15 protein-coding genes are annotated in these 20,486 nt (G+C 69.7%); 5 read left to right on the forward strand and 10 right to left on the reverse strand.

What is annotated here, in order from left to right; genetic code table 11:
* Nucleotides 1-181: 181 nt before the first annotated feature.
* Nucleotides 182-1,639, forward strand: coding sequence for a trypsin-like serine protease (locus tag ACZ63D_RS21805; protein ID WP_465356147.1), 1,458 nt, complete (start codon nt 182-184; stop codon nt 1,637-1,639).
* A gap of 53 nt (nt 1,640-1,692) precedes the next feature.
* On the opposite strand, the gene ACZ63D_RS21810 is transcribed toward ACZ63D_RS21805, so the two are convergent.
* Nucleotides 1,693-3,228 carry a S8 family peptidase gene (locus tag ACZ63D_RS21810; protein WP_465356148.1) on the reverse strand — a complete coding sequence of 512 codons (1,536 nt, stop codon included), beginning with the start codon at nt 3,226-3,228 and terminating at the stop codon, nt 1,693-1,695.
* A 249-nt stretch (nt 3,229-3,477) separates the two neighbouring features.
* Here ACZ63D_RS21810 and ACZ63D_RS21815 point away from each other — a divergent pair, with 249 nt between their 5' ends.
* Nucleotides 3,478-6,327, forward strand: coding sequence for an ATP-binding protein (locus tag ACZ63D_RS21815; protein WP_465356149.1), 2,850 nt, complete (start codon nt 3,478-3,480; stop codon nt 6,325-6,327).
* Nucleotides 6,328-6,460: 133 nt separating this feature from the next.
* Here ACZ63D_RS21815 and ACZ63D_RS21820 read toward each other — a convergent pair whose 3' ends face one another.
* Nucleotides 6,461-7,045, reverse strand: a complete 585-nt coding sequence (locus ACZ63D_RS21820) for a TetR/AcrR family transcriptional regulator (protein ID WP_465356150.1) — start codon at nt 7,043-7,045, stop codon at nt 6,461-6,463.
* A 96-nt stretch (nt 7,046-7,141) separates the two neighbouring features.
* Between ACZ63D_RS21820 and ACZ63D_RS21825 the strand changes: the two genes are divergently transcribed.
* Both ACZ63D_RS21825 and ACZ63D_RS21830 read left to right on the forward strand, forming a co-directional pair.
* Entirely contained in the window at nt 7,142-8,089 is a 948-nt protein-coding gene (locus ACZ63D_RS21825; RefSeq protein WP_465356305.1) for an NADP-dependent oxidoreductase, read from the forward strand.
* Nucleotides 8,090-8,185: 96 nt separating this feature from the next.
* Nucleotides 8,186-9,049, forward strand: a complete 864-nt coding sequence (locus ACZ63D_RS21830) for an alpha/beta fold hydrolase (RefSeq protein WP_465356151.1) — start codon at nt 8,186-8,188, stop codon at nt 9,047-9,049.
* 43 nt (nt 9,050-9,092) lie between these two features.
* On the opposite strand, the gene mmsB is transcribed toward ACZ63D_RS21830, so the two are convergent.
* From mmsB to ACZ63D_RS21870, 8 genes are all read right to left on the reverse strand, one after another.
* Nucleotides 9,093-10,334 carry a multiple monosaccharide ABC transporter permease gene (gene mmsB, locus ACZ63D_RS21835; protein ID WP_465356152.1) on the reverse strand — a complete coding sequence of 414 codons (1,242 nt, stop codon included), beginning with the start codon at nt 10,332-10,334 and terminating at the stop codon, nt 9,093-9,095.
* Nucleotides 10,331-11,851: a multiple monosaccharide ABC transporter ATP-binding protein gene (gene mmsA, locus ACZ63D_RS21840; protein WP_465356153.1), complete on the reverse strand. Its 1,521-nt coding sequence runs from the start codon at nt 11,849-11,851 to the stop codon at nt 10,331-10,333. Before mmsA ends, mmsB begins: the two co-directional genes overlap by 4 nt.
* Nucleotides 11,848-12,954 (reverse strand): multiple monosaccharide ABC transporter substrate-binding protein, encoded by a 1,107-nt coding sequence (gene chvE, locus ACZ63D_RS21845; RefSeq protein ID WP_465356154.1) that lies wholly within the window; start codon nt 12,952-12,954, stop codon nt 11,848-11,850. The genes mmsA and chvE overlap by 4 nt, the downstream gene beginning before the upstream one ends.
* Before the next feature lie 17 nt (nt 12,955-12,971).
* Nucleotides 12,972-14,477: an L-arabinose isomerase gene (gene araA / locus ACZ63D_RS21850; RefSeq protein ID WP_465356155.1), complete on the reverse strand. Its 1,506-nt coding sequence runs from the start codon at nt 14,475-14,477 to the stop codon at nt 12,972-12,974.
* Nucleotides 14,478-14,502: 25 nt separating this feature from the next.
* Nucleotides 14,503-15,180 (reverse strand): L-ribulose-5-phosphate 4-epimerase, encoded by a 678-nt coding sequence (locus ACZ63D_RS21855; RefSeq protein ID WP_465356156.1) that lies wholly within the window; start codon nt 15,178-15,180, stop codon nt 14,503-14,505.
* Complete coding sequence (gene araB / locus ACZ63D_RS21860) at nt 15,180-16,856, reverse strand: ribulokinase (protein WP_465356157.1); 1,677 nt, start codon at nt 16,854-16,856, stop codon at nt 15,180-15,182. Before araB ends, ACZ63D_RS21855 begins: the two co-directional genes overlap by 1 nt.
* 109 nt (nt 16,857-16,965) lie before the next feature.
* Nucleotides 16,966-17,982: a LacI family DNA-binding transcriptional regulator gene (locus ACZ63D_RS21865; RefSeq protein WP_465356158.1), complete on the reverse strand. Its 1,017-nt coding sequence runs from the start codon at nt 17,980-17,982 to the stop codon at nt 16,966-16,968.
* 229 nt (nt 17,983-18,211) lie between these two features.
* Nucleotides 18,212-19,180 (reverse strand): LuxR C-terminal-related transcriptional regulator, encoded by a 969-nt coding sequence (locus ACZ63D_RS21870; protein ID WP_465356159.1) that lies wholly within the window; start codon nt 19,178-19,180, stop codon nt 18,212-18,214.
* Nucleotides 19,181-19,324: 144 nt separating this feature from the next.
* On the opposite strand from ACZ63D_RS21870, the gene ACZ63D_RS21875 reads away from it, so the two are divergent.
* The gene (locus ACZ63D_RS21875) at nt 19,325-20,479 is read left to right on the forward strand and encodes a glycosyltransferase (protein WP_465356160.1); all 1,155 of its coding nucleotides are present in this window, start codon (nt 19,325-19,327) and stop codon (nt 20,477-20,479) included.
* Nucleotides 20,480-20,486 lie beyond the last annotated feature (7 nt).

Consider the following 20,486-nt stretch of genomic DNA (forward strand, 5'->3'; position numbering starts at 1 on the left):
CCCTCCGGCTCCGGAGTGCTCCGCCGCCGCGCCGGTACCGGCGGGAGGACAGCCCGAATGGCGGCTCTTCGCCCAGCGCGCGGCGGAGATAGATCCGTACCCATACGGTCCGGTTCCCGGATTGCTACCGCACCGCCGGGCACCGGATGGTGACTTTCCTGTCCTAGGAAAGGAAACCGCTGTGAAGAGAACCCACCGGACACTGGGCTTGCTGGCCGCCGGGCTGGCCGTCCTCTCCGCGCCGATGCTGTCCGGCACGGCGCAAGCGACCCCGGCTCCGGACACCGCTGCCGTGGCCCCGACCGGCGACGTGCACATTCCGCCCGCCATGCGGCCGCAGTTCTGGCACGGGCAGGACAGCTCGGTCGCGGAGTTCCCGTTCATCATCGCCGGACTGCGCGAGGGCGGTTCGCGGCCGCAGGGCCAGACGTGCACCGGCTCGGTCATCGCACCGCGCAAGATCCTCATCGCGGCGCACTGCAAGGCCGCCGAGGGCAAGAAAACCTTTCTCTACGGCCTCGACGACCTCAACGCGGGCGGCGGCACCCGGCTCGGCGTCGTCAGCTACGACACCCATCCCAAGTACGTGAACTTCGACCAGGGCTACGACGTCGCGGTCGTCACCACGGACGCGGACATCCCGGTGCCGAACGGCCAGTACGCCAAGGTCGCCACCTCCGCGGACACCGAACTGAACAAGCCCGGCAAGAACGGCGTCGGCGTCGGGTACGGCAAGAAGGACTTCAACGACGACTCGCGGGACGTCACGGTCGACAAGGCGACCCTGCCGATCCGCGAGGGCTCGAACTGCCAGGGGGTCGGCGCCGGTTTCCAGGACGCCACGATGATCTGCGCCGGGTACTCCAACGGCGACCCGACGATCCTGCCCGGCGACAGCGGCGGCCCGCTGATCGTGGACGGCAAGGTGGTCGGCGTCGCGTCGTGGAGCCGCAGCGATTTCAAGTGGTACAGCGTCTACGGCCGGCTCAACAACGACATGGGCGACTGGGTCGCCGAGCAGATCGGGAACGTCGGCAACGACAGCTTCTCCCTCGGCGTCAGTCCCGGATCGGTCCAGGTCGAGCCGGGCAAGTACATCTCGACGACGGTCACCAGCAAGGCCGGGAAGAACGGCGCCGAAAAGGTCGATCTCACCGCGTCCGGGCTCCCGAGCGGCGCGAAGGCAACCTTCCAGCCCGCCAGCATCACGTCGGGCGACACCGCCAAGCTGACCGTCGAAACCGCGGCCAGCACGCCCGAAGGCACTTACCCGATCACGATTTCCGGCAAGGGCGCCGCGGACACCGCCACCGCGAAGCTCACGCTGACCGTCGGCAAGGGCACCCCGACCGGCGACGTCAAGGTCACCGTGACGCCCGGAAGCGGCTCGGCCGGAGCGGGCTCGTTCACCAGCGTGACCGTGTCGGCGACCGGCGGGACCGGTTCGCTCAAGCTGTCCGCGTCCGGTTCCGGACTGCCGATCGCACCGTTCTTCAACCCGCAGGCCATCTCCTCCGGCGGCAGTTCGACCATGCAAGTGATCGCACCGTTCCAGGCGGGCACCTACCCGATCACCGTTACCGCGACTGACGCGAACGGCAAGAGCGGCACTGCGACCTACACCTTGACTGTCCGGTGACAACAAGGTGCGCCGCGGCCGTCAGGACCGCGGCGCACCGTTTCCGGCCTGGGTCAGAAGGTGATCGAGAACCCTTCGATCGAACCGGTGTCGAACCGGTTGACGTCCTTGACGCTCAGTTTCCAGGTGCCGTTCGCCGATTCGGCGGAGGCGTCCACTGTGTAGGTGGTGTGCACGCCGGTCGCTTCGCCGACTCCGCCTGCTTTGCGCAGCGAGTAGGTTTTCCCGCTCGGGCCGACCAGGTCCACCGCAAGGTCCGCGGTGTAGGTGTGGGCGATGTCGACCTTCACCGGGAGCGTTGCCGCGGCCTTGCCGTCGCAGCTGTCCTGGGTCACCGAGCTGGTCACCGCGTCTCCGGCGTCCGGAATGGCCACCGGAGTGGTGTTCGATTTGACGCCGCACTTCGGAGCGGGTCCGGTCCCGCCGATGAAGGAGACGTTCAGCAGCTTGTTCGGCGAACCGCTGCCGGGGTTCTTGATCACGCCGTCGACCGCTCCGGCCACGAGGGCGTCTTGGGTTTGCTGCGCGGTGGCACCCGGGTTGGCGGCGAGGTAGAGCGCTGCCGCGCCGGTGACGTGCGGCGTCGCCATCGAGGTCCCGCTCATGTTCGCGGAGCTGCCGTTCGACAGCCCGAGGGACGTGATGTTGTTGCCTGGCGCGAAAATGTCGGTGCAGGAGCCGTAGTTCGAGAACGACGCCCGGTTGTCGTTCTCGTCGGAGGCGTTCACCGTGATCGCCTCCGGCACGCGCGCCGGGCTGGTGTTACACGCGTCGGTCGAGGAGTTCCCGGCGGCGACGGAGTAGACCACGCCGGACGCGATGGACTTCTTGATCGCGTCGTCGCCCACCCCGACCTGGTCCATGGTCAGGCTCATGTTCGCCACGGCGGGTTTGGCCGCGTTCGCGGTGACCCACTCCATCGCGTCCACTGCGGCGGAGTCCGGGCCGTTGCCGGAACAGTCGTTGCCGAGCACCTTCAGCGCGACGATCTTGACCTTCTTCGCCACGCCGTAGGTCTTGCTGCCGATCGTGCCCGCGGTGTGCGAGCCGTGCCCGTTGCAGTCGATGCCGTCGCCGCCGACGAAGTCCTTGCCGACGCTCGCGCGTCCCTCGTATTCGGGGTTGTCCGGCTTGATCCCGGTGTCGAGGTCGTAGGCGGTGACGCCTTCGCCGGTATTGGGGTAGGTGTAACTGTGGTCGAGCGGCAGGTTCTTCTGGTCGATCCGGTCGAGGCCCCAGGTCGCGTTCTGCTGAGTGCCGGTGACCTTCGCCGTGCCGTCCTCGTAGACGGTGCGCACGGCCGGATCGGCGGCCAGCCGGCGGGCCTGCTGCGCGGTCATCCCGCGCACGGAGAACCCGTGCAGCGTGGCCGAGTAGGTGGAGCGGACTTCGCCGCCATAACGCTGCGTGAACGAACTCGCCGAGGACTGCCCGCTGTAGGCGTCCTTGAGCACCACGATGTACTGGTCGCCGTAGTGCTGTTTGGCTGGCACGACTGTGCCCTCTGCCGCCTGTGCCGTGCTCGCTGTGCCCAGCGCCGCTGCGCCGAACACTGCCAGCGCCAATGCCGTCGTTGCCTTCCCGCGCATCTGGAACTCACCTCGGAATTCGTCGGGTTCCTGTGACGGAGAGCCACAGAGACACCACTCTTCGGCTGGCCGCCCGGTCCGAACAAGCGAGGCTGCGGTCCGTAGGACTACGTAACTATTGGCCCGTCCTACGAAAGTCCGGTAACCGGCCGTGCGGGTTCCGTGAGCACCCGGCGCGACCTAAACTCCGTTTACGCCAGAAGGATGGTTTGGGTGCTGTGCCGGTTTTTCCGGAATCGGGAGGCCATGGTGCGCAACGACGCCACGGCGGGCGCCGCCGCGCTCGTCGGCCGGGCCGGGGAACTGCGCTCGCTGGTGGCGGCTGTCATCCGGCCGCCGTCGGTCGTGCTGGTCGAGGGCGAGGCGGGCGTCGGCAAGACCTGGCTGGTCGCGGAGTCGCTCCGAAGCCCGGAGCTGGCCGGTCGCCGGGTCCTCGCCGGGGGCGGGCAGGCGACGCGCGAGCCGTTCCCGTACGGCGCGCTGCTCGAAGCGCTGCGCGACGCCGGCCGGTACCTGCCCGACGCGCGGCCGCTCAACGAGGTCGCCGGGGCGCTCCGCCCGTACCTGCCCGAACTCGGCGCTTGGCTCCCCGCGGCCCCGCTTCCGCTGGGCGACCGCCGGGCCGACCAGCACCGGCTCTTCCGTGCGGTCCGCGAAGTGCTCGAAGCGCTTGGGCCGGTGCTGCTGGTCGTCGAAGACCTGCACTGGTGTGACGACGGATCGCGGCGGCTGCTGGGCTTTCTCGCCGCCGAGCCGCCACCGGAAACCAGCCTGGTGCTCACTTATCGCGGGGATGAGGCATCGCTCGGCAGCGCATTCCGCCCCGCGGTGGGCGCGACGAACCTCTTGCTGGAACTGCGTCCCCTCGATGCGGAGAGGACTCGGCTGCTCGCCAGCGAACTGCTCGGCACTACCGTGTCCGCCGAGTTCGCCGCACTGGTTTACGAGCGCACCGCTGGAATTCCTTTCGTCATCGAGGAAATGGTGCGCACGCTGGACGCACCGGCCGCTGCGCACGCCGATCGCCTGACTGCGCGTCGCATTCTCGACGACGTCGCGGTGCCCGTGCGGCTTCGCGAAGCCGTGCTCGAACGGCTTTCCGGCCTTCCGGTGCCCGCGAGACGGATCGTCGAAACCGCCGCGGTGCTCGGCGTGCCTGCGTCCGCGCACCTCCTGGGTGCGATGGCCGGTTTGCCGCCACCGCGGGCCAGGCAAGCTCTCGTTCTCGCGCTCGAGCGGCACGCGCTGGTCGAAGAGGCGGACTTTCACTACGGCTTCCGGCACGCGCTCGCACAACAGGCGGTGTACCGCGCCATCCCCGGCCCGGACCGGCAAGAACTGCACCGGCGTGCGGTTTCCCTGCTCTGCCAGCAAAATCCGGCACCGTTGACGCAATTGGCCCACCACAGCCGGAAAGCGGGCGCGCTCGCCGACGCGCGACGCTACGGCGAAGCGGCCGCGGACGCCGCCACGTCGGCCGGCGACCTCGCCACCGCGACCGACCTGTTGTGCACCCTGCTGTCCGAACCAGGGCTCGATTCGTCCGATGTGGACCGGATGGCGGTGAAACTCAGCGAGCTGGCCAACTACGGCACCGCCCAGCACGAGGTGGCGAGCGCGCTGGAGCGATTGCTGTCCGACGACCGGCTTTCCCGTACCCACCGAGGGCAGATCCGGCTCAGCCGCGGCCTGCTGCTGATCCGCCAGGCGGGCGGCATCGAGGCGGCGCGCACCCAGATCGAGCTGGCCGTGCACGATCTCGGCCACCGGCCCGATCTCGCCGGCCGCGGCATCGCGGTGCTGGGCCAGCCGTGGTTCGGGGCCACGCCGGTCGCCGAGCACCTGCGCTGGCTCGACCGGGCGGACGAGATCGTCGCGAACACGACCGAGCGCACCCTCGTGCTGACCCTGCTGGCGAACAGCCTCCCGTCCCGGCTCCAGCTCGGCGACCCGGCCGCGCTGGCGGCGATGGACGCCGTCTCGACCGCGGTCTCGTCGGCCGAACAGCAACGCCAGTTGGCCCGGCTGCACGCCAATGTCGCCGACGCGTGCGCGTGGATCGGCCACCATCGGCGCGCGGGCAGCCTGGTGCGCAGCGCGATCGAACTCGCGTCGGACTGCGGTGCGCCATACCTGATCGGCATCGCCCGCTCCACCGGCGTGCACACCGACTGGCTCACCGGCAGATGGGACGGGCTCGACGCCCAAGCCCGCGCGCTGCTGGCGGAGTACCGGGAACTGCTGCCGATGAGCGGTGAGCTCTCCCTCGTGCTGGCCCTGCTGGCGGACGCCCGCGGCGAACGGGAGCGAGCGGCCGCCCATTTCGCGGCGGTCGGCCCCGACGAACCGGAAAACGCGGTGACTCCCGTCGTGCTCGCCGCCCACGCCGGAATCGCGACCATGCTGCTGGCGCATTCCGAGGACGAGGCAGCCGCGGCGCGGGCCGGTCTCGGCCTGGAGTTGTTGCGCGCCAAGGGAGTGTGGGCCTGGTCCGGCGAACTGCTGCCGGTGGCTGTCGAGGCGTACTGCCGCGTCGGGCGCACCGGAGCCGCTGCCGCGCTGGTCGACGAGGCCGAACGGGAGGTGCGCCACCTGGACGCGCCACTGGCGGCCGCGGCGCTGCTCTGCAGTCGCGGCGTCCTTTCCGCACATCGCCACGACCACGCACCCGCGGCGAAGTTCTTCCACGAAGCGAGCGAGGGCTACGACCGGCTCCCCGCGCCGTATCCGGCAGCGCTGGCGAGGGAACAGGCCGCGCGAAGCCGTCTCGCGATGGGCGAACCGGACGCAGCCGAGCCGTTCTCCGGCCTGGCGGAGGTGTTCGCGGATCTGGGCGCGACCCGGGCGGCGGCTCGCTGCCGCCACACCCACCGTGCGACCGGTGCGGTGTCGCCGTCGAGGCGGGGAAGACGTGGTTACGGCAACAAGCTTTCGCCGCGAGAGCAGGATGTCGCGAGGCTTCTCGCGGACGGGCACACGAATCGCGAGATTGCCGAGGTGTTGTTCCTGTCCCGCCGGACGGTGGAACAGCACGTAGCCAGCGTGCTGCGGAAGCTGAAGGTCGCTTCGCGAGGGGAGTTGACGACTGCGGTCCGGTGAATCGCGGGCAGAGACGCGCGGTTATGCACGATGCTGAGAGCCGCGAGAAACGACTTCGGGCTTTCGCGGGCTCAGCAGGGTCGCTGTGGCTCCTGGAAATGCAGTGACCGCCAAGCCTGCCCCGCTTTCCCGTTCACTCAGCCTGGCGAGCGGAAGGCCGAAGCCCGTCCCGCACAAGATCCAGCAGCCGGGCCGCCATCGCTTCGCGCCCGGGCGCGCCAGCCACCGTGAAGATGCCGATCAGAGCGGCGGCGATGTCTTCGGCGGGGACGTCGTCGCGGAGTTCCCCGCTCGTGCGGCCCGCTTCGAGGATGGCGTCGATGGCTTCCAGCAGTTCGGCGCGGGTGTGGGCGTGGGCGATCTCGCCGGATTCGACCATCGCGAGCAGCGTGTCGAGCATTCCGTTCTTGGTCGCGATCCAGTCCCCGAACAGGTCCATCCAGCGGCGCAGTGCCGCGGCGGGACCGAGCTCGGCGAGCAGCTCGCGGGCACCGCTGGTGAGGCGCGAGACCTGGTCCTGGTAGACCGCGTCGACCAGCGATTCGCGGGTGGGGAAGTGCCGGTAGAGGGTGGCGATGCCGACGCCCGCTTCAAGAGCGATCGCGCGCATCGACGGCTCGGTTTCGGCCGAGGCGAACAGCCGGGTCGCGACGGCCAGGAGCTGCTGGCGGTTGCGGGTCGCGTCCGCGCGCGCTCTGGGGGGCTTCGCGGCAGTCAAAACGGATCACGCTCCACTTGTGCTAGGCTGACGGACAGAAACGGAGCATAGTCCGTTTACCGTACCTTCTCGAAGCGCTCCAGGAGACGGGTGAGCATGGAAGAACCGAACGCCATTCCGAGCCGGGCGGTCCAGTTCGCGTCGTTCGGCGGGCCGGAATGCCTGGAGGTCCGCGAAGTGCCCGTGCCGCGGGCCGGGCCGGGGCAAGTTCGCGTGCGGGTCGCCGCGGCCGGGCTGAATCCGATGGACTGGTTCATGACCTCGGACGCGGAGACCGCCGCGCGGTTCGGCTTGAGCCTGCCGTGCGGGTTCGGCACCGACTACTCCGGGACCGTGGACCAGGTCGGCGACGGCGTGCGCGCGTTCTCGGTCGGGGACCGCGTATTCGGCGGCGTCCTGTCCCGCGCGGTCGCTGGCTACGTGGTCGTGGACGAGGCGGGGACCATCGCGGTGGGCGGCGAGGCGCACCACACCCCAACTGGCGTCGACGACCGCACCGCCGCCGTCCTCGCGATCGCGGGCCGCACCGCGGCCGCGGCTCTGGCTGTGGTCAACCCTGGCCCCGGGGACACAGTGCTCGTCGGCGGGGCCGGAGGCGGGGTGGGCGTCTTCGCGGTCCAGCTCGCGCGGCTCGCGGGCGCGCGCGTGATCGGCACGGGGTCGGCGGCCTCGGCGGACGCCTTGCACGCACTGGGAGCCGAGCCGGTCGTCTACGGCGACGGCCTGGCCGACCGGGTCCGTGCGCTGGCTCCGGCCGGCGTCACCGCGGCCATGGACCTCCACGGGACGGACACCGCGCGGGCAGCCCGCGAACTCGGCGTGCCGGACGAGCGCATCACCACCATCGCGGCCCGGGTCGACGGGATCACTCCGGCCAACGGAGCCAACGCGGCCCCGGGCGCTCTCGACGAAATCGCGGGTCTGGTCGCGGCGGGACGGCTCCGGATTCCGATCGCGGCGCGCTTCCCGGTCGACCAGATCCGGGCCGCGGTCGAGCTTCAAGCGGAGCGGCACGTGCACGGCAAGGTCGTCATCGACCTCTAGGAACGGCGGCGACGCGCTCGGGAACCGGTTGGCCGCACGGTAATTCCCGAGTCGTCGCAGCGCGCGGCCGAGCCTCCGCGGTGAGAGAGTGGCGAAGTGTTCGACACCTTCACCGAATGGGACGTCCCGGTCAGCGAATCCGTAACCCTCCACGGAAGAAGCGGGGGAGAAGGACCGCCCGTCGTGTTGCTGCACGGGCATCCCCGCACGCACACCACCTGGTATCAGGTAGCTCCCGAGCTCGCCCGGGCAGGGTTTACCGTCGTGTGCCCCGACTTGCGCGGATACGGCCGGTCGGCCAAACCCGTCCCCGACGAGAAGCACGAGGTCTACTGCGACCGCGCGATGGCGGCCGACGTCGTGGCGCTGATGCGTAGTCTCGGCCACCGCCGCTTCGCCGTCGTAGGCCACGATCGCGGCAGTTACGTCGCCTATCGGACCGCGCTCGACCATCCCGATTCGGTGTCTCGCCTCGGCGTGCTGGACAGCGTGCCGATCCTCGAAGCGCTCGAACGCGCCGACTCCCGGTTCGCGACGGCCTGGTGGCATTGGTTCTTCTTCGGCGCTTCCCCGCACGCCGAGCGGGTGATCACGGCCGATCCGATGGCCTGGTACCACCCGGACGAACAGGCCATGGGGCGCGAGAATTACCTCGATATGACCCGGGCGGTAGCCGATCCCGCGACCGTGCGGGCCATGCTGGAGGACTATCGGGCCGGGCTGACCGTAGACCGCGCGAACGACGAGGCGGACCGGGCGGCGGGCCGCGGCATCGAGTGCCCGACCCTCGTCGCCTGGTCGGTCAAGGACGACATGGAGGACCTCTACGGCGACCCGGTCGCCGTCTGGCGTCCGTGGGTCCGCGGCGAGCTGACGTCCGCCCGCATCGAGTCGGGGCACCACATGGCCGAGGAGAATCCGGGCCAGCTCGCCGAGGTTCTGGCCCGGTTCCTCCAGTAGCCGAGGCTCCGGCGGGCGACGCTTCGCCGCCCACCGGAAACGATCAGCGAGCGGCGGCGCCCGCGCGGCGTTTGGTCCAGATGTCGTAGGCGACCGCGGCGAGCAGGACCGCGCCCTTCACGAGCATGACGCGCTCGCTGGGGGCGCCGATGAGGGACATGCCGTTGTTGATGACGGCCATGATCAGGCCGCCGGTGATGGCTCCGACGACCTTGCCGACCCCGCCCTGGACCGCGGCCCCGCCGATGAACGCGGCGGCGATGGCGTCGAGTTCGAAGTTGACGCCCGCGGTCGGCCCGGCCTGGTTGAGCCGTCCGGCGAAGATGATGCCGGCCAGTGCGGCGAGCACGCCCATGTTGACGAAAACCCAGAACGTCACCGATTTGACCTTGACCCCGGACAGCGTCGCGGCTTGCAGGTTCCCGCCGATGGCGTAGACGTGCCTGCCGAACACGGATTTCCCGGCGACGAGGGAGTAGCCGAGCACGAGGACGGCGAGCAGCACGAGCACCCAGGGCAGGTTGCGGAACCGGGCCAGTTGCACGACGACGGCGAGCACGAGCGCGGCGGCGACGGCGATTTTCAGGACGAACAGCGGGAACGGGTCGACTTCCTGGCCGTAGCCGAGCCGGGCGGTGCGTTTGCGCCACTGGGAGAGCACGATCCCGGCGACCACGACGACCCCGGCGAGGAGGCTGACGAGGTCGGCGCCGCCGAGCGGGCCGAGGCCGATGTTGCCGAGGTAGCCGCCGGTGAAGCCGTTGGACAGGGTGCGGATGGCGTCCGGGAACGGCCCGATGCCCTGGTTGCCGAGCACGGTGAGGGTGAGCGCGCGGAAGGCGAGCATCCCGGCCAGCGTCACGATGAACGCCGGGATGCCGAAGTAGGCCACCCAGTAGCCCTGCCAGGCGCCGATCACCGCGCCGACGATCAGGGTGAGCACGACCGCGAGCGGCCACGGCAGCCCGAGGTTGACCGTGAGGACCGCGGCGACCGCGCCGGTCATCGCCACGACCGAGCCCGCCGAGAGGTCGATGTGCCCGGAGATGATCACCAGGATCATCCCGATGGCGAGAATCAGCACGTAGGAGTTCTGCACGATGATGTTCGAGATGTTCTGCGGTTCGAGCAGCGCGCCGCCGGTGATCGCCTCGAACAGGACCACGATCAGCGCGAAGGCGACGTAGATGCCGCTTTGCCGGAGGTTGATCGAGATCCGCCGGGGGCTGCGCCTGCCGGGCGGGGCGGCCGGATCGGCCGGCCGCACGGGGTTCGTGGTGGTCATGGCCGTTCCTTCGTCATGTGTCGCATGAGCAGTTCCTGGGTGGCGTCGGCGCGGGCGACCTCGCCGGTGATCCGGCCCGCCGACAGCGTGTAGATGCGGTCGCACAGGCCGAGCAGTTCGGGCAGTTCGGAGGAGATGACGAGGACCGCTTTCCCCTGCGCGGCCATCTCGTTGACGATGGTGTAGATCTCGTACTTCGCGCCGACGTCGATGCCGCGGGTGGGCTCGTCGAGGATCAGCACGTCCGGGTCGGTGAGAATCCACTTGGCCAGCACGACTTTCTGCTGGTTTCCGCCGGACAGCTTGCCGGTGACGCTGCGCACCGACGGAGCCTTGATCCGCAGCTCGCGGTGGAACCGGGTCGCGACGTCGTGTTCGGCGTGCTCGTTCACCCAGCCGCGGCGGGCCAGGGCGGACAGCCCGGCCGCGGAGGTGTTGCGCTGGATGTCGTCGATCAGGTTGAGCCCGTACAGTTTCCGGTCTTCGGTGGCGTAGGCGAGGCCGTTGCGGATGGCGTCGCGCACGGACCGCAGCGTGATCTCCTTGCCGTCCTTGACCAGCCTGCCGGAGATGTTCGTGCCGTACGAGCGGCCGAAGACGCTCATCGCGAGTTCGGTGCGGCCCGCGCCCATCAGCCCGGCGAGCCCGACGATCTCGCCGCGGCGCAGCGTCAGGTTCGCCCCGTCCACCACGACCCGGCCGGGCTGGCTCGGGCTGTGCACGGTCCAGTCCTCGATCCGGAGCACCTCGCCGCCGATGTCCGGCTCCCTCGGCGGGAACCGGTGTTCGAGGTCGCGCCCGACCATGCCGGTGATGATGCGCTCCTCGCTCAGCCCGGCCGCGCTGAGCGTTTCGATCGTCTTGCCGTCGCGCAGGATCGTGACGGTGTCGGCGATCGCGGTCACCTCGCCGAGCTTGTGCGAGATGATCACGCAGGTGACGCCGTCGTCGCGCAGTTCGCGCAGCAGCGCGAGCAGATGCGCCGAATCGCTGTCGTTGAGCGCGGCGGTCGGCTCGTCGAGGATGAGCAGTTTGACGCGCTTGGACAGGGCTTTGGCGATCTCCACCAGTTGCTGTTTGCCCACGCCGAGGTCGCTGACCGGCGTGACGGCGTTCTCGCGCAGCCCGACCCGGCGGAGCAGCTCCGCGGCCTCGTGGTTGGTCCGGTTCCAGTCGACCCAGCCGCGGCTGGCCCGCTCGTTGCCGAGGAAGATGTTCTCGGCGATCGAAAGCTGCGGGCACAGCGCGAGTTCCTGGTGGATGATCACGATGCCGCGGCGTTCGCTGTCGCGGACGGACCCGAACGCGCAGTCCTGGCCGTCGAAGGAGATTTCGCCTTCGTAGCTGCCGTGCGGGTAGACGCCGGAAAGGATTTTCATCAGGGTGGACTTCCCGGCGCCGTTCTCGCCGCAGACGGCGTGGATCTCCCCGCGCCGCACCGAGAGCGTGACGTCGGACAGCGCGGTGACGCCGGGGAAGGTCTTGGTGATCCCGCGCATGCCGAGCAGTTCGGTCATTTCAGCTGGCCCGCCGTGTAGTAGCCGGAGTCGAGCAGCTCCTTCTGGTAGTTGGACTTGTCCACCACGACCGGCTGCAGCAATTGGGCGGGGACGACCTTCGTGCCGTTGTTGTAGTCGGTGGTGTTGTTGACCGCGGGCTTCTGTCCTTTGAGGACGGAATCGGCCATTTTCACCGTGACGTCGGCGAGTTTGCGGGTGTCCTTGAAGACGGTGGAGTACTGCTCCCCGGCGATGATGGACTTGACCGAGGCGACCTCGGCGTCCTGCCCGGTGACCACCGGATACGGCTGCCCGGCGGTGCCGTAGCCGTTGCTCTTGAGCGCGGACAGGATCCCGATCGACAGCCCGTCGTAAGGCGAGAGCACGCCTTGGACCTTCGCGCCGCCGGTGTAGGTCTTGGTGAGCAGGTCTTCCATCCGGCGCTGCGCGGTGGCCGGGTCCCAGCGCAGGATCGCGGTGGGCGCGAAGTCGACCTGGCCGCTCTTGACGACCAGCTTCTTGCTGGCGATCAACGGTTTCAGCACCGACATGGCGCCGTTGTAGAAGAAAGTCGCGTTGTTGTCGTCCGGCGATCCGCCGAACAGTTCGATGTTGAACGGGCCGGGGCCGTCGCCGAGGCCCTTGAGCAGCGAATTGGCCTGCTCGACGCCGACCTTGAAGTTGTCGAAGGTGGCGTAGTAGTCGACGGCGGGCGAGTTGCGGATCAGCCGGTCGTAGGCGATCACCGGGACCTTGCGGTCGGCGGCCTCCTGGAGCTGGGTGGTGAGCGCGGTGCCGTCGATCGAGGCGACGACCAGCAGCTTCGCGCCCTTGGTCAGCTGGTTCTCGATCTGGTTGACCTGGGTGGGGATGTCGTTCTCGGCGTACTGCAGGTCGACCTGGTAGCCGAGTTTTTCCAGCGCCGCCTTGATGTTGTCCCCGTCGTGGATCCAGCGCTCGGACGATTTGGTCGGCATCGTCACGCCGACCAGCGCGCCGGCCGCCCCGCCAGCCTGCTGGTCGGCCGTCTTCGCGCTGGACCCGCAGGCGGTGGCGCCGAACGCGAGTACGACGGCCCCGGCCGCCGCGGCGGCGGTGCGGATTCCCCGAATGAACCTCATTGTTCGTTCTCCTTCTTTCAGAAACCCTGGGCGAGCCGGTGGTAGGCCTGGTTCCAGCGGATGCGGTCGGCGAAGTCCGCCGTGGTGGTTTCGCCGTCGATGACGAGCAGTTCGACGTCGAGCATGCGGGCGAAGTCCCGCAGGGTTTCGACGCCGACGGCCTGGGTGAGCACGGTGTGGTGCGGGCCGCCCGCGGTGATCCACGCCTCCGCGGACGTGGCGAGCGACGGCGCGGGCTTCCACACGGCGCGAGCCACCGGCAGGTTGGGCAGCGGTTCGTCCGGCGGTACGACTTCGATCTCATTGGCCACCAGGCGGAACCGGTCGCCGAGATCGCTCAGGCCGAGCACCGCGCCCCGGCCGGGCGCTGCGTCGAAGACCAGCCGCACCGGGTCCTCGCGACCGCCGATGCCGAGCGGGTGGATTTCGCACGACGGCGTGTCCGCGGCGATGCTGGGGCACACCTCGAGCATGTGCGCGCCGAGGATTTTCGGTTCGCCCGGCCCGAAATGGTAGGTGTAATCCTCCATAAAGGACGTTCCGCGCTCCGAGCCGCGGCCCATCGCTTTCACCGCGGCCAGCAGCGCGGACGTCTTCCAGTCGCCCTCGCCGCCGAAACCGTAGCCGTCGGCCATCAGCCGTTGCACCGCGAGCCCCGGCAGCTGCCGCAGCCCGCCGAGATCCTCGAAGTTCGTGGTGAACGCGCCGAATCCGCCTTCGGAGAGGAAGGATCGCAGGCCGAGTTCGATCCGCGCGGCGTACCGCAGTGATTCGTGCCGTTCTCCGTCTCGCGCCAGTTCCGGAGCGAGCGCGTACTCGTCCGCGTACTGCGCGACTAGGCCGTCGACGTCCACCTCGGAGGCCGCGTCCACCCGCGCGGCGAGTTCGGTGACGCCGTAAGTGTTGACCGAGACGCCGAACCGCAGCTCAGCCTCGACCTTGTCGCCTTCGGTGACCGCGACGTCGCGCATGTTGTCGCCGAAGCGCGCCAGTTTCAAGGTCCGCAGATGCGCCGCGCCGATCGCCGCCCGCGCCCAGGCGTCGATGCGGGCGACCACCGCCGGATCGGCCGCATGCCCGGCGACCGTCTTGCGCGGAATCCCGAGTCGCGTTTGGACGAACCCGAACTCCCGGTCGCCGTGCGCGGCCTGGTTGAGGTTCATGTAGTCCATGTCCAGAGTGGCCCACGGCAGTGCCGCGTCGAGCTGAGTGTGCAAGTGCAGCAACGGTTTGCGCAGCGCGTCCAGCCCGCTGATCCACATCTTCGCGGGGCTGAAAGTGTGCATCCACGCGATGACCCCGACACACGCGGGGTCGGCATTGGCTTCCTGGAGCACCTGCCGGATCCCGGCGGATTCGGTCAGCACCGTTTTTCTGACGAGTTCGCACGGCAGCTCGCCGGAACCGGACAGCAGCTGCCGGATCCGCAACGACTGCCCGGCGACCTGGTCGAGGGTCTCCTCGCCGTAGAGCGCCTGGCTGCCGGTGAGGAACCACACCTGCGGCTTGGTCGCGGAGATCATCTTTTCTCCTTGCTGGGTCATGGGTTCAGCGCTGCCCGTAGACGTTCTGGTACCGGGCGTGCAGCCGGTCGACGTCGGCTCCGGACAGCGGGGCGGGCGTGCCGAGCTGGTGTGCGATGTGGACGGTGCGGGCGACGTCTTCCACCATCACCGCGGCCTTCACCGCGTCGCGGGCGGTGGCTCCGACGGTGAACGGGCCGTGGTTGCGCATCAGGACCGCGGGGGAGCGGGTCGCGCGAAGGGTTTCCACGAGGCCGCGGCCGATCGAGTCGTCGCCGATCAGGGCGAACGGGCCGACCGGGATCTCGCCGCCGAACTCGTCGGCGATCATCGTGAGCACGCACGGGATCGGCTCGCCGCGAGCGGCCCAGGCCGTGGCGTAGGTCGAATGCGTGTGCACGACGCCGCCGACCTCGGGCAGGTGCCGGTAGACGTAGGCGTGCGCGGCTGTGTCGGACGACGGCGCGAGTTCTCCGTGCACGAGCTTGCCGTACAGGTCGGTGACGACCATCGTGTCGGGCGTCAGATCGTCGTAGGACACCCCGGACGGCTTGATCACCATCAGGTCCTCGCCGGGCACCCGCGCCGAAACGTTGCCCGCGGTCCAGACGACCAGCTCGTTGCGCGTCAGCTCGCTGTGCAGCCGTGCGACGGATTCCCGCAGCTCCGCGATCGTCCCGCGCGCCTGGGCGGTCAGCGTCATCAGTTCTGTCCTTTCGCGACAGTGGCCAGTTCGCGGCGGCGCGCGGCGAGACGGTGCAGCACGTCGTTGCCGCCGCGGCCGAAATAGTCGTGCAGCGCGGTGTATTCCGCGTACAACTCGTCGTAGGCGGACACGTTCGCCAGCACCGGCTGGTAGGCCATCCGCTCGACCGAGCCCATCGCCGCCGCGGCCGCGCGCACGTCGGGGTGGGCGCCGGCGGCGACCGCGGCGTGGATCGCCGAGCCGAGAGCGGGTCCCTGCGCCGAGCCGATCACCGACAGCGGGAGGCCGGTGACATCGGTGTAGATCCGCATCAGCAACGGGTTCTTCGTCAGGCCGCCCGCGACGATCAGCTCGGTGACCGGAACCCCGGCGGCCTCGAAAGTCTCGATGATCTTGCGGGTGCCGAAGGCGGTGGCCTCCAGCAGCGCCCGGTAGACGTGCTCGGGCCGGGTGCGCAAGGTCTGCCCGACGAGCACCCCGGACAGCTCGTGGTCGACCAGCACCGACCGGTTGCCGCTGTGCCAGTCGAGCGCGACCAGACCGTGCTCGCCGATCTCCTGCCGCGCCGCGAGCCGGGTCAGGAATTCGTGAAGGGAAAGCCCTTCCGCGCGCGCAGTGTCCGAATAGGACGATGGCACGCAGTGGTCGACGAACCAGCCGAAGATGTCGCCCACTCCGCTCTGCCCCGCCTCGTAACCCCAGAGCCCGGGGACGATGCCGCCGTTGACGACTCCGCACATGCCTGGGACCTCGCGCAGGTCGGCGCCGTTCAGCACGTGGCAGGTCGACGTGCCCATGATCGCGACCATCTGGCCTGGCTCGACCGCCTGCGCGGCTGGCGCGGTAACGTGCGCGTCGACGTTGCCGACCGCGACCGCGATCCCGGCGGGCAGCCCGGTCCAGGCCGCGGCCTCGGCGCTGAGCTTCCCGGCGAGCGAGCCCAGCTGCCCGACCGGACGGTCCAGTTTTTCCTCCACAAAGGACTCGAAGCCGGGAGCGAGCGCGCGGAGGAAATCCCGGCCTGGATAGTGGCCGTCCTGATAGATCCCCTTGTACCCGGCGGTGCAGGCATTGCGGACGTAGGTCCCGGTGAGCTGCCAGACGATCCAGTCCGCCGCCTCGACCCAATGCCGCATGGCGCGGTAGACCTCGGGGGCTTCCTCGAACAGCTGCAGCGCCTTGGCGAACTCCCATTCGGACGAGATCAGCCCGCCGTACCGCGGCAGCCACGGCTCGCCGAGTTCGCGAGCGATGGCGTTGATGCGATCGGCCTGCGGTTGCGCGGCGTGATGCCGCCACAGCTTCACGTACGCGTGCGGATTGCCGGTGAACTCCGGCAGTTCCGACAGCGGAGTGCCGTCCTCGGTGGTCGGGATCATCGTGCAGGCCGTGAAATCCGTGCCGATCCCGATCACGTCCCGCGGGTCGGCGCCCGCTTCGGCCAAGGCGGCGGGCACGGCGGTGCGCAGGACGTCCACGTAGTCCGAGGGAACCTGCAGCGCCCAGCCCGGCGGCAGGTCCTCGGCCGTGGCGGGAAGCCGGTCGTCGACGACCCCGTGCCGGTAGCTGGTCACGGCGGTCCCGAGTTCGGCGCCGTCGCGCACCCGGACCACCACCGCGCGTCCCGACAGCGTGCCGAAGTCGACGCCGACGACGAGGGAATCTGCTGGCACTGGAGGGATTTCCTTCCGCGTTCCGTGCCGTGCGACGAGGTCGCCGCTCGACTGTTAGCGCTAACATAAGCAGGTGCCCGCGAGCGCGGACCCGGCTGTGCGGTGCCGGTTACCGGGGTCCGGTGCTGTCCCGGACGATCAGATCGGGCGCGACGAGATGGCGGACGCCGGGGTCGCCGCCTTCCATGCGTTCGATCAGCATCCGGAAAGTCCGCCGCCCGACCTCGATGAAGTCCTGCCGGACGGTGGTCAGCGGCGGGCTGAAATAAGCCGCCTCCGGGACATCGTCGAAACCGGCCACGCGCACCTGTCCTGGCACCGACAGGCCCGCCTCGGCGAACGCGCGCAGCACGCCCAGCGCCATCTGGTCGTTCGCGACGAACACCGCGTCGGGCTGTGCCTCGGCGACCAGCCGGCGGCCCGCGTCGTAGCCGGAACGAGGGCTCCAGTCCCCGCGCAACGGCGGCGGCACCCGCGCGCCGCGCCGTTCGAGCGCTTCCCGCCAGCCGCGTTCCCGCTCCAGCGATTCCAGCCAGTCCTCCGGACCGGCGACGTGCCACACGGTTTCGTGCCCGAGCGACAGCAGGTGCTCGGTCACCCGGCGCGCCCCGTCGTACTGGTCGACCGAAAGCACCGGCACCGGAGCCGATTCGCCGCCGCCGACCGCGACCATGGGAATGTCGTCGGCCACCTGCCGCAACGCCTCGCCCGCCGCGACGTGCGGCGCGATCACCACGATCCCGCCGACCGCCTGCCGCCGCAGATTGTCCACCGCCTCGGCGAAAGACGACCGCCGCGGACGGCTGACGCTGGAAATCGTGACGCCGTACCCTTCCTCGCGGGCGGCGTGCTCGATCCCGTACAGCGTGCTCGCCGGACCGTACAAATTGGACTCCAGTGCCACGACGCCGAGCACGCTCGACCGCCCGGTCGCCAACGTCCTGGCCGCCGAATTGGGCCGGTACCCCAGCTGGTCCACCGCGGCCAGCACCCGCGCCCGCGTCTCGGCGCGGACCGGCCCGGTGTCGTTCACGACGCGGGAGACCGTCATGTGCGAAACACCCGCCATCGCCGCCACTTCGGCAAGCCCTGGCTGGCGTTTGGCTGAAGACCCGTCGGCGGGCATCCCCGCACCTCCTCGCTGAAGTCGGCGGGCGTGTGGAGGGCAATGTTAGCGATAACAGACGGCGGGTCAACCCTTCTCCGGCAATCGGATGCGGGACTGTCACCGAAGGGTCTGCCGAGGGGGTGCCGCGGGGTTCAGTACGGCGGGCTCTTGGCGTGGCTGCACTCCGAGTTCCTCCGTCACGGAACTGCCCTCGTTTCCGCGCTGTTTCTCTTTGGCGACAAGGAATTCAGCCGGTGAGCGCGGCGACGAGTTCTTCCCGCCCTCCGGCCGAGGTCTTGCGGAAGACCGCTCTCAGGTGCTCGTTGACGGTGTGCACTGAGAGATCGAGGCGGCGAGCTATCTGCTTGGCCGCTGCTCCTTCGCAGACGTGCTGGACGACCTGGCGCTCGCGGGGAGTGATGCCGTACCACTCGCAGAACGACGGCACCAGTCGCGGGCCGGTGCACGCTTCGATGACCACGGCGACGTCTCCGGAGCCGTCGTCAAGAGGCTCCGCGTGGCAGCCGACCCATCGGCCGTGGGAGGCGGCTGGCGCGGTCAGCACCGGCGGGTGGGCAAGCGGGTGTTTGAGGTGCAGCCGTGTCTGCAGCGACAACCCGGCCAGGTGCGCGGCATCGGTGAAGTCCGGGGTTCGGTGACTGGCGCGCAAGTGGTCCCACCAGGCGCGAGCCTGCGGCGTGGCCGCTCGCATCCGGTGGTCCGGTCCCACGATGAACACTCCGGGGGCCAGCATCGGCGTTCGCGGCGCCAACGGTCCCGCCGTGACGTACTGGCGCAGCACGCTGGCCAGCGCCGGGCCCAGCCGCAGCGCCCGGCGTACGTCCTCTTCGGCGAACCGCCTGCCGCCGTGGGACCGCAGCAACTCCAGCGTTCCCCAGGTGCCGCGGCGGTCCTGCAGCCGGACCGTCAGCGCACTGCCGACGCCGTACCCGCGGTAAAGGTCGCCGCCCAGCACTTGAGCCGATGGTGTGCGCTCGCTGCCGCAGGCGTACGCACGGTGCAGCATTGCCAATCCGAGGCCGGGATCGAACTTGTGCCAGAAGCTGAAGGCAGCCGGTCCGAACCCGGCAGCCGGGGTTGTCGCCGCTACGCGCAGCGCGTCGTGCGCCACCAGCGGCGCCAGTGCATCGGACAGCGCCTCGCCCACCTCGGCTGAGCCAGCGCCCTGCCGGACAGCCTCGCGCACCTCGTCCATTCGGCAAGCATGGCCGCCTCGTTCCCACCCGGCAACGACGTTTCCCGCACCCCCCAACTTTTGGTATGCCCGGTTCACCGAAAAGCGTGCCAGCCTGAACACAGCGCTTTTCCCGACAGCGAATGATTCCGGAGGCATTTCTCGATGCGCGTGCTGTTCACCGGGCTGCCTATTCGCTCGCATCTCGTCCCGGCCCTGGTCCCGGCGGCGAAAGCGCTGCGCCGCGCCGGACACGAGGTCGCGATCGCCACCGGAGGCGCGGTCGCCGCCGAGATCGAACGACTGGGCGTGCCGGTACTGGTACTGCCGGATGTCCTTGCGCCCGAACAGATCCAGACGAAGACGCTGCGGAGGACAGTGAGCGCGTGGCGGCCGGAGGTGTCCGGCCCGCTCAGCGTTCCGCTGTTCGACGAACGGATGACCGCGGCCTTCACCGCGAACCTGCTCGACGTCGCGAAGCCGTGGCGACCGGACCTGATCATCCGGGAGACCAACGAGTACGGCGGTTTCCTGGCCGCGGAAATACTCGGCGCCGGGCTGGCAGTGCTCGACATCGCGCCGCTGATCGTGCGGCTGGTGCCGGATCTCGTCGAACGCCTCAACGTCGTGCGCACGGAATTCGGCCTCGCCGCGATCACCTCCCTGACCCCGGCCTACGGGAGGCTCATCGCGGGCCTGCTGCCCGAATCGTGGTACCCCCAGGGCTTGCGCTCGCCCCAGCACCGGTACTACCGCGTGCCCGACCAGTCCGGCGACATGCTCGACGAGGCGATCGCGGGTTTGTCCGCGGGAGCACCGCTCGTGCTGACGAGTCTCGGCTCGAACGTGCGCACCCTGTTGTCCGCCGACTCGCGCTTGCTGGCGATCGCGGTCGAAGCGCTGGGCGCGTTGCCGGTCCGCGCGGTCGTCGCGCTCGGCCACGACCCGGCCGCTTGGACCGGCCCGCGCCCGGCGAACGTGCACTTCGTGTCTTTCGTGCAGCAACGCCTGCTGCTCGGCGCGTGCGACGCCTTTCTCACCCACGCCGGGTTCAGCGGGATCCGGGAAGCGCTTTCCCATGGCGTGCCGATGGTCGCGGTGCCCCTGTTCGCCGACCAGCCCGCGAACGCCGCCCGCGTCGCGGAGCTCGGCGTGGGCCTCCAGGTGGCCGCCGCGGGACTGACTCCGGACAAGCTGGCCGCCGCGCTCACCGAGGTTGTTGACGGCACGTCCTGCCGGCTGGCCGCGCGCGGGTTTCAACGCCGGATCCTCGCCCTGCCTTCACTGGACCAGTTCGCCGCCGACCTCGAGGGCTGCTGACGACGAT

The sequence above is a fragment of the Amycolatopsis sp. NPDC104775 genome (genome assembly GCF_055583325.1).